General features: G+C 73.3%; 10 protein-coding genes and 1 pseudogene. 6 read left to right on the top strand and 5 right to left on the bottom strand.

Annotated elements, in window-relative coordinates:
* From ABT342_RS23420 to ABT342_RS23410, 3 genes are all read left to right on the top strand, one after another.
* Positions 1 to 182 (top strand): hypothetical protein (locus ABT342_RS23420; protein ID WP_351577109.1); only part of this gene is annotated, 182 nt, incomplete at its 5' end.
* A 196-nt stretch (positions 183 to 378) separates the two neighbouring features.
* Positions 379 to 660: a hypothetical protein gene (locus ABT342_RS23415; protein WP_351577090.1), complete on the top strand. Its 282-nt coding sequence runs from the start codon at positions 379 to 381 to the stop codon at positions 658 to 660.
* 211 nt (positions 661 to 871) lie between these two features.
* Positions 872 to 1,378, top strand: a complete 507-nt coding sequence (locus tag ABT342_RS23410; protein ID WP_351577087.1) for a DUF5949 family protein — start codon at positions 872 to 874, stop codon at positions 1,376 to 1,378.
* Positions 1,379 to 1,450: 72 nt separating this feature from the next.
* Here the strand turns inward: ABT342_RS23410 and ABT342_RS23405 are convergent, their stop codons facing one another.
* Complete coding sequence (locus tag ABT342_RS23405) at positions 1,451 to 1,573, bottom strand: hypothetical protein (protein WP_351577085.1); 123 nt, start codon at positions 1,571 to 1,573, stop codon at positions 1,451 to 1,453.
* A 155-nt stretch (positions 1,574 to 1,728) separates the two neighbouring features.
* Between ABT342_RS23405 and ABT342_RS23400 the strand changes: the two genes are divergently transcribed.
* Entirely contained in the window at positions 1,729 to 2,412 is a 684-nt protein-coding gene (locus ABT342_RS23400) for a vitamin K epoxide reductase family protein (RefSeq protein WP_351577083.1), read from the top strand.
* 31 nt (positions 2,413 to 2,443) lie between these two features.
* Here the strand turns inward: ABT342_RS23400 and ABT342_RS23395 are convergent, their stop codons facing one another.
* Positions 2,444 to 3,961, bottom strand: a complete 1,518-nt coding sequence (locus tag ABT342_RS23395; protein ID WP_351577106.1) for an IclR family transcriptional regulator domain-containing protein — start codon at positions 3,959 to 3,961, stop codon at positions 2,444 to 2,446.
* Between the two features lie 136 nt (positions 3,962 to 4,097).
* Here ABT342_RS23395 and ABT342_RS23390 point away from each other — a divergent pair, with 136 nt between their 5' ends.
* A complete protein-coding gene (locus ABT342_RS23390) occupies positions 4,098 to 5,288 on the top strand; it encodes a thiolase family protein (protein WP_351577080.1) in 1,191 nt (396 codons plus the stop codon).
* A 13-nt stretch (positions 5,289 to 5,301) separates the two neighbouring features.
* Complete coding sequence (locus tag ABT342_RS23385; RefSeq protein WP_351577077.1) at positions 5,302 to 6,459, top strand: 4-hydroxybenzoate 3-monooxygenase; 1,158 nt, start codon at positions 5,302 to 5,304, stop codon at positions 6,457 to 6,459.
* A 406-nt stretch (positions 6,460 to 6,865) separates the two neighbouring features.
* On the opposite strand, the gene ABT342_RS23380 is transcribed toward ABT342_RS23385, so the two are convergent.
* The 3 genes and pseudogenes from ABT342_RS23380 to ABT342_RS23370 form a co-directional block, all read right to left on the bottom strand.
* Positions 6,866 to 8,149 carry a phosphoribosyltransferase family protein gene (locus tag ABT342_RS23380; protein ID WP_351577103.1) on the bottom strand — a complete coding sequence of 428 codons (1,284 nt, stop codon included), beginning with the start codon at positions 8,147 to 8,149 and terminating at the stop codon, positions 6,866 to 6,868.
* 28 nt (positions 8,150 to 8,177) lie between these two features.
* Positions 8,178 to 8,849, bottom strand: a complete 672-nt coding sequence (locus ABT342_RS23375; protein ID WP_351577074.1) for a hypothetical protein — start codon at positions 8,847 to 8,849, stop codon at positions 8,178 to 8,180.
* A pseudogene (locus tag ABT342_RS23370) lies at positions 8,846 to 9,090 on the bottom strand (MerR family transcriptional regulator); the annotation flags it as partial. The gene ABT342_RS23375 and the pseudogene ABT342_RS23370, both read right to left, overlap by 4 nt.

Raw genomic sequence — 9,090 nt, 5'->3', positions numbered from 1 at the left:
GGTCGGTCTCGCACCCGAACGTCTACGCCGCCGGCGACAGCGCCTACGCCATCGGCGACAACGGCCTGCCGCTGCCGATGTCCTGCGCCTCGCCCCGATGTCCGGGGCCGGCACGACGCGTATGCGTACCCGTATCCGTATCCGTTTCACGCACCCGCGGCCGTATCCGTATACGCATCTGATACGAGAATCCGGCCGGTCGCTTCATTCGGGTGGGGATACAAGAATTCCCGGGGTTCGGAGTTTCTGACGCGCAGCGGAATCGTTACAGAAGATGTAGCAGCACGACAGGCATACACGCATCCAAGCATCCGCAATATGCCTGAACTGTACGAAACTTGCGCGCGCGACACGCGGCGCCGAAGGAGAGATTCACTGATGAAGCCCATGAAGGTTGCCGCGGTCATTGCCGGTTCCCTGGTGGCCGCGGGTGCCGCCGCCCCGGCTTTCGCCGCCGAGATGCCGAGCAGCCTCAACGGTGGAGTGGAAGCCGTCGCGACCCAGACGGTGGCTGCGGCGGAGCCCGTCGCGAACCAGACGCTGAACACGGAGGAGAAGGGATCGCTCCTCAACAAGGTCGGCGAGACGACCAAGAAGGTGAACCAGGCCAAGGACGGCAAGCCGGAAGCGCTCATCGGTGGTCTTCCCGTCCCGCACTGAGGGCGGCAAGCAGATCGCACCTCCGGACCGGTCCCGTGGAATTGGGGTTCCTCGGGACCGGTCCGTTTCCCTTTCTGATGCCGTTGCCGTCACGGGACGTGCTCCGCACGCGCGAGCGAGCACGACTCCTTCGGAGTAATCGGCGGAACGGCTCCCCCGCGCAGGTGATCCGGGCGCCCGGAGGATCCCGGTAAGTCGCTAAGGTCCGACGGTGACCTCAACCTCCGGCGCTGTACGCGCCTTCCGCCCAGCCCAGTTGGGCACCCTCGTCGTCATCGCGTGGAGCGGCGAACATCCCGACGACGAGCACGACATGCCCTTCCTGCTGGCCTACTCCCTCGGCGACGGCGACGGCGGCCCCTCGGGCGTGGAGGCCGCGGCCCGGCAGCTGCTCGAAGAGGCGCGCATGCCGCTCGGCGGCGAGTACGTGGATGAGGCGCAGGCCGCCCATCTGCCCGTGACGCTCCTCGTCGAGGCCGGTCAGGCCGTCCTGACGATGCCTCACCTCACCGCCCAGTGCTCGGCCCCGCCGGAGTGGCTGGCCGCCGTGCGCGAGCGGGGTCACGTCTACTTCATCTTCGCCACCCGGGCCTGGCCCGAGGCGATTCCCGGACAGCCCGTCAGCGAGGAGCGGCTGCGGGATTTCGTGGGCGACGAGGCGATGCTGTCCACGGCCGCGCACTGCCTGCTGCCGGTGCGCTCGCTGCGCGGCTCATAGGTACATACGTACGCATGCGAAAGGTCCGGCGAGGGGCTGTCGCCCGCTCGCCGGACCGATCAGGGGGCCGGACTACGCGCTCGCCGGGTAGGTGGCCGAGGATTCCGCGGCCTCCTCGGTGGTCCCGGCGAGCGAGAGTGTTATGCCGGTGGTGAAGACGGCGACGGCCGTCGCGTGATGAAGCGTCAACTGCATGGTCGAGCTCCTTGATGCATGGGTGATGAACATCCGTGACGTTAATAGGGCAAACGCCCCGTGTCGCGCTGGGCGAGGTCATTACTACTGCGTGTGCGCATCCGCCCAGGTGAGCGGCGGGTCGAGGAAACGATCTTTCAGGGAGGGCTCATCCCATGGACACCCAGGCCCGGCCGGACACGTACCAGGGCGCGTACAGGGGTACCCGGGTGCCCCGCCCCGCCGCCACATCTGACGGCGTGTCGGGCGACACGCCGTCAGATGCGATCGGCGCGACCCGTGGCTTCGCCTGGCTGCTGATCGTCACCGGCGCGGCCGGGCTGCTCGCGTCATGGGTCATCACCCTCGACAAGTTCAAGCTGCTCGAAGACCCCGGTTTCACCCCGGGCTGCAGCCTCAACCCGGTCGTGTCCTGCGGGAACATCATGAAGAGCGAGCAGGCCGCCGCCTTCGGTTTCCCCAACCCCCTGCTCGGCCTCGTCACGTACGCCGTCGTGATCTGCGTCGGCGCCGGGCTGCTGGCGGGTGCCCGCCACCGGCGCTGGTTCTGGCTCGGCCTGCACGCGGGCACGCTCTTCGGGGTCGGCTTCTGCACGTGGCTCCAGTACCAGTCGCTGTACCGCATCCACGCGCTGTGCCTGTGGTGCTCGCTGGCGTGGGTCGCCACGATCGTCCTGTTCTGTTACGTCACCCGGCACAACGTGCTGCACCGCGTCGTCCCGGCCCCGGCGGGTCTGCGGGGCGCGCTGCGGGAGTTCGGCTGGCTGCCGCCGGTGGCATGGACGGGGATCATCGGGATGCTGGTGCTGACGCGCTGGTGGGGCTTCTGGACCGGCTGACGGGCCGGCTGACGGACCGGCTGACCCCGAGTCAGACCGTGGCGACGCGGGCGAACCGGCCCGCGACGCGCAGGTCGGTCCCGATCCGGTCGGCGGTGGCGCGCAGCTGCGGCAGGACGTCCGCCAGGCACTCCTCGGTGGTCCGGCGGCTGCTGTGCATGGCCACGTTGAGGGCGGCGACCGCGCGTCCCGTCCCGTCCCGTACGGGCACGGCCAGCGAGCGCAGGCCCTCCTCCAGCTCCTCGTCGACCAGGGCGTACCGCTCCTCGCCGACCCGGTCGATGAGCGCGGCGAGGCGGGCGGGATCGGTGACCGTACGGGGCGTCAGGGGCCGTGGCCGGCTGCGGACGAGGCGCTCGGCGCGGTCGGCGGGCGGCAGGTCCGCGAGCAGGACCCGGCCCATCGAGGCCGCGTAGGCGGGGAAGCGGGTGCCGATGGTGATGTTGACGCTCATGATGCGTTCGGTGGCGACGCGCGCCGTGTAGCGGATGTCGTCCCCGTCGAGGACGGCCAGCGACGCGGAGTCGTGCACACGCCGGACCAGCTCCGCCATGTGCGGTACGGCGATGGCGGGCAGCGTGATCCGGGAGAGCGGCGGGTAGCCGAGGGCGAGCACGCGCGGGGTGAGCCGGAACGTACGCTCCCGGGCGGTCACGTATCCCAGGTGCTCCAGGGTGATCAGGGCGCGCCGCGCGGTGGCGCGGGCGAGCCCGGTGGCCTCGGCGATCGCGGAGAGGGAGAGCTCGGCCCGGCCCTCGCCGAAGGCCGTGACGACCGTCAGCCCACGGGCCAGGGACTCCACGAACCCCGCGCCGAGCTCCTGCTTGGAGGCGCCGGTCCAGTCGGCCAGTGGGCCGGTGGGGGGCGCGGCGGTCGGCGGGGTCCGCCGCAGCGCAGCCTCCATCGCGGCCACCGCGTGGCGCAGCCGGGGCAGGGCCGCCCGGCGCAGCGAGTCCGCGCTGTGCCGGCTGGTGTGGCTGACGACGCTCACCGCGCAGGCCACCTCGCCGCCCGGGGCGCGTACGGGCATGGCGAGGGCGACCAGGCCGGGTTCGAGCAGCTGGTCGTCCAGCGCCCAGCCGTCCTCGGCGGCCCTGGCCGCCCGCCGCGCGAACCCGTCACCGAGGGGACCGGGCCAGGACGCGGCGAACAGCGGTCCGGGCGCGGTGCGTTCGGCGGGCAGCAGATCGCCGATGCGGAAGGTCAGCGACATGGCGCGGCGCCGCGTGGACTGGTGGATGAAGCGGATGCCGTCGCGGTCGGGGACGGCCAGCGACACCGACTCGTCGAGCTCCTCGGCGAGCCGTTCGGCGAGCGGTCCGAGCGGGCCGGGCAGATGGACGGCGGCGAGATAGGCGTTGCCGAGCTCCATGAGCCGGGGCGCGAGGTGGGCCTCGTGGCCGTCGAGGCGTACGTACCCCATGCGCGCGAGGGTCGCGGCGACGCGGTCGACGGTGGAGCGGGCCAGTCCGGTCGTACGGGCGAGTTCGCCGAGGGTCGTGCGCCCGCCCGCGTCGGTGATCTCGCGCAGGACGGCGATGCCGCGCATCAGCGGGCCCACGGCCTCGGCGGGGGGTGCCACGGGCCCTCCAGTGCGTTGACATGGGTGACGGGTGAACGCACACTCGGGGCGAGTCACACATGAACTCTAGTTCACCTGGCGAACGAGCGGGAGCTGAGCTGATATGACCGACCGGCTGCGCGATGTGTACGTCGTGGACGCCGTCCGTACGCCCATCGGCAAGTACGGGGGCGCCCTGGCCGGTGTACGCCCCGACGACCTCGCGGCAGGGGTCCTGCGCGACCTCGTCGCCCGTACGCCCGACCTCGACCCGGCCCGGATCGACGACGTCGTCTTCGGCGACACCAACGCCGCCGGTGAGGACAACCGCGACGTCGCGCGGATGGCCGTGCTGCTCGCCGGGCTGCCGGTCACGGTCCCCGGCAGCACCGTCAACCGGCTCTGCGGCTCCGGGATGGAGGCCGTCATCCAGGCGGCCCGCGCGATCGCGGTCGGCGACGCGTCGATCGCGGTGGCGGGCGGCGTCGAGTCGATGAGCCGTGCGCCCTGGGTGCTGCAGAAGCCCGAGCGGGGCTTCCCCGCCGGGAACCAGCAGATGTACTCGACCACGCTCGGCTGGCGGATGGTCAATCCCCGGATGCCGAAGGAGTGGACCGTCTCGCTCGGCGAGGGCGCGGAGCTCGTCGCCGAGCGGTACGGCATCGACCGCGAGGCCCAGGACGCCTTCGCGCTCGCCAGCCACCGCAAGGCCGCGCGGGCGTGGGCGGAGGGCCTGTACGACGGCGAGGTCGTCCCGGTCGACGGCGTCGAGTTCGCCCGGGACGAATGCATCCGCGACTCGACATCGCCGGAGGCGCTGGCCAAGCTGAAGCCGGTGTTCCGGGAGAACGGCACCGTCACCGCGGGCAACTCGTCCCCGCTCAACGACGGCGCCGCCGCGCTGCTGCTGGTGGACGAGGACGGCCTGCGGGCCACCGGCCGTGAGCCGCTCGCCCGCATCGGCGCCTCCGCCGTCACCGGAATCGAGCCGCAGTACTTCGCCGCGGGACCGGTCGAGGCCGTCCGCCGGGCCCTGAAGAAGGCGGGACGTGAACTGGGCGACCTGCACACCGTCGAGCTGAACGAGGCCTTCGCCGCCCAGGCGCTGGCCTGTCTGAGCCAGTGGCCCGGCCTGGACCCGGCCGTCGTCAACCCGCGCGGCGGCGCCATCGCCATCGGCCACCCCCTCGGCGCGTCCGGCGCCCGGATCACCGGAGCCGTCGCCCACCAGCTCGCCGCCGCGGGCTCCGGCACCGGGCTGGCCGCCCTGTGCATCGGGGTGGGGCAGGGACTCGCCCTGGTCCTGGAGAGGTGACGGCCTCCAGCTGATGCACACCACCGTCGGCATCATCGGCGCCGGGCCGGCCGGACTCCTGCTGGCCCGGCTGCTGCACAACGCGGGGATCGACAGTGTGGTCATGGAGCGCCGCGACCGTGGGTACGTCGAACAGCGCCAGCGCGCCGGAATCCTCGAACAGGCCACCGTCGACGCCCTGCGCGCCGCCGGGGCCGGGGCGCGGATGGACCGCGACGGCATCCCGCACCACGGCATCGAGCTGCGCTTCGGCGGGCGCGCGCACCGGGTGGACTTCCCCTCCCTCACCGGAGGGCGGGGCGTGATGGTGTACGCGCAGACGGAGGTCGTCAAGGATCTGATCGCCCTCCAGCTGGCCGACGGCGGCCCGCTCCTCTTCGAGGCCGAAGCGACGGGCCTCGACGTGGACGGGGCCGTCGTCCGCTACCGGCACGAAGGCCGGGAGCAGACGCTGACCTGTGAGTACGTCGTCGGTTGCGACGGCTTCCACGGCATCGCCCGCGGCGCCGTGCCCGAGGGGGCGCGGACGACGTACGAGCGGACGTACCCGTACTCCTGGCTCGGCATCCTCGCCGAAGCGCCGCCCGTCCACGACGAGTTGATCTACGCCCACTCCGAGCGCGGCTTCGCGCTCGCCAGCATGCGCTCGCCGTCCGTGAGCCGGCTCTACCTCCAGGTCCCGAACGGCACCGACCCCGCGGACTGGCCCGACGAGCGGATCTGGGACGAGCTGGACGTCCGCCTCGGCAGGCGGCCGGAGCGCGGGCCGGTCACGGCGAAGGCCGTGCTGCCGATGCGCAGTCACGTCACCGAACCCATGCGGCACGGCAGGCTCTTCCTCGCGGGCGACGCGGCCCACATCGTCCCGCCGACCGGCGCGAAGGGCCTCAACCTGGCCGCCGCCGACGTGGCCGTGCTGGCGCGGGCCCTCATCCGGTGGCGGGAGACCGGCTCGGCCGAGCTGCTCGACGCGTACTCGGACACCTGCCTGCGCCGGGTGTGGCAGGCCGTGCACTTCTCGTACTCCATGACGGCGCTGCTGCACACCGAACCGGGCCAGTCGGCGTTCGCGACCAGACTCCAGCTGTCCCAGCTGGAACGCATCGCGACCTCACCGCACGCGGCGGCCGAACTGGCCGAGAACTACACGGGTCTGCCACTGCCGGACTGACGGGGTGCCGACGCGGCGCGGGCTCGTACCGGCTCGGCGCGCCGATGTGGCCTTGCCGCGGTGCCGGCCCGACGCTGACGCGGCTCGGGTGCGGTGCTGGCTGCGGGCTGGGGCGGGCGCTGGTTCGGTGCCGGCGGGGTTCCGGTGAGGCACGCGGCTCGGGCGTGGTGCTGACGGGGTTCCGGTGCGGCATGCGGCTCGGGTGCGGTGCTGGCTGCGGGCTGAGGCGGGCGCTGGTTCGGTGCCGGCGCGGGCGCCGGTGCGGTGCTGGCTGCGGGCTGAGGCGGGCGCTGGTTCGGTGCCGGCGCGGGCGCCGGTGCGGCGGCGGGCTCGGTGCCGCTTCGGCACGGGCCCGGCACCGGGCTCGGTGCCGCCTCGGTACGGCTCCGGCGCCGACCCGGTCGGGTCACGGCTCCTGTGGAGTCAGGTGAAGGGTGAACCAGTCCCGGGCCAGTGCGGAGACCTCGTCCAGCGCGCCCGGTTCCTCGAAGAGGTGCGTGGCGCCGGGGACGATCTCCAGGCGGTTCTCGCAGCGCAGGGCCGCCTGGGCCTGGCGGTTGAGGTCGATGACCGTCGTGTCGTTGCCGCCCACGATCAGCAGCGTCGGGGCCCGTACGCCCGGGAGCCGGGCGCCCGCCAGGTCGGGGCGGCCGCCGCGGGAGACGACGGCGCCGACCTCCGTGCCGGCGGTCGAGGCCGCCCACAGGGCGGCGGCGGCCCCGGTGGACGCGCCGAAGTAGCCGATCGGGACGGGCTCGCGCCCGCGCAGCCACACCGTGGCGCCCTCCAGCCGACGGGCGAGGATCTCGATGTCGAAGACGTTCGCGCGGTCGCCGGCCTCGGACTCCGTGAGCAGGTCGAAGAGCAGGGTGCCGAGGCCCGCCCGGTTCAGGTCGGTCGCGACCGCCCGGTTGCGGGGGCTGAAGCGGCTGCTGCCGGAGCCGTGGGCGAACACCACGACCGCCGCCGCCCCGTCCGGCAGGGCGAGCTCACCGGCCAGCCGGACCCCGCCCGCCTCGATGTCGACCTCCTCGCTCTTGGCGGGGTCGGGCGACGGCGTCGTGGCCTGCGCGAGCAGCGCCACGACCTCCTCGTCGGGGGTCTGCGAGAAGTCCCGGTACCACTCGCCCACCGCGGAGAACGCGCGCGGCGTCGACAGCGCCACCACCTCGTCCGCCTCGGTCCGCAGCCACGCGACCGCGTCCGGCGGCGCGACCGGCACGGCCAGCACCACCCGGGCCGCGCCCTGGGCCCGTACGACCTCGCAGGCGGCGGCCGCCGTGGAGCCGGTGGCGATCCCGTCGTCCACCACGATCACGGTCCGGCCCTCGATGGACACCCGCGGCCGGTCGGCGCGGAACCGCCGTGCCTGCCGGGCGAGTTCGGCCTCTTCGGCGTGCTCGACCGTCTCGACGTCCTGCCGTGAGACATGGCCGCGCCGCACGATGTCGTCGCTGATGACCCGTACTCCGCCCTCGCCGATGGCGCCGAACCCCAGCTCCCGGTGGTACGGCACCCCCAGCTTGCGCACCACGATCACATCCAGCGGCGCCCCGAGCGCCCGCGCCACCTGGAAGGCCACCGGGACGCCGCCCCGGGGCAGCCCGAGCACGACGGGGTTCGCCTCCCGCAGGTGCCGCAGCGCTTCGGCGAGGCGCTGTCCCGCATCGACCCGATCGGTGAACAGCACGTCGTTCACCCCCAAAGGGGACCCTCGACTACTTCGAACCAACCCCATGCGCCGACGCTTCGCAACTCGGGGAGCGCAGGGTGATCAGCTCGCTCAGAGCCGCCTGCTCGGGCGCCGGGAGGCGGCGCTCGGCGTGCAGCATGCGCAGGACGGTGGTCAGGCGCTCCTCGTCCTCCGCCGTGCCGAGGCCGCCCATCGCGGCGGGCAGGAGAAGGGCGAGCGCGTCGAGATCGGCGCGCTCGCAGAGGCGGGTGAGCAGATCACGTACAGGATTCTCGGCCTGGGGGACGGTGGCCCGCAGGCCCCGGGCGACGCAGAGCCGCAGCCAGTCCGCGTACGGGCCGGGTGGCAGGTCGGCCAGCCGCCCGGCCGCCGCCTCGAAGTGCGTACGGGCCTCGGTCACGTCCCCGAGATCGAGCAGGGCGCGCCCGATGGAGCCGTGCAGGGACGGATAGAAGCCGCGTACGCGCTCGTCACCGACCCGGTCGGCGCGGGCCAGGCACTTCCGGTTCCAGCGGAGGGTCTCCTCGGGGGTGGGCTGGTGCCGGGCCAGATAGTGGGCGGCGACGCAGGCCTCGTAGTCGTCGGTCGCGGCCTCCCAGGCGCGCAGGAACAGGGCGCGCGCGTCGGCGCCCCGCCCTTCGGCCTCGGCGCTCATGCCCTGCGCGCACAGCTGGACGACGGGGTTGTCGGGGTTCATCGCGCCTCCTCCAGGGCGACCGGCATCACCAGAGTGGTGAAACTTCCCTGGTCGGCGGAGCGCACCAGGACCGGTTCGGCCGGTCCGGAGATCTCCAGCAGGACGTCGGGGCCGACCCCGGCGTCGAGGGCGGGGGCCAGGACGGCCGGGTCGAAGCCGATACGGAGCCCGGGCGCCGGGCGGCACAGGGCGGGCAGGACGGCGACCCCTGTGGCGGCCCCTGTGGCGGCCCCGGCGGCGA

The organism is Streptomyces sp. NPDC000410, assembly GCF_040300305.1.
Classification (GTDB): Bacteria; Actinomycetota; Actinomycetes; order Streptomycetales; family Streptomycetaceae; genus Streptomyces.
This window is presented reverse-complemented; position numbering and strand designations above follow the sequence as displayed.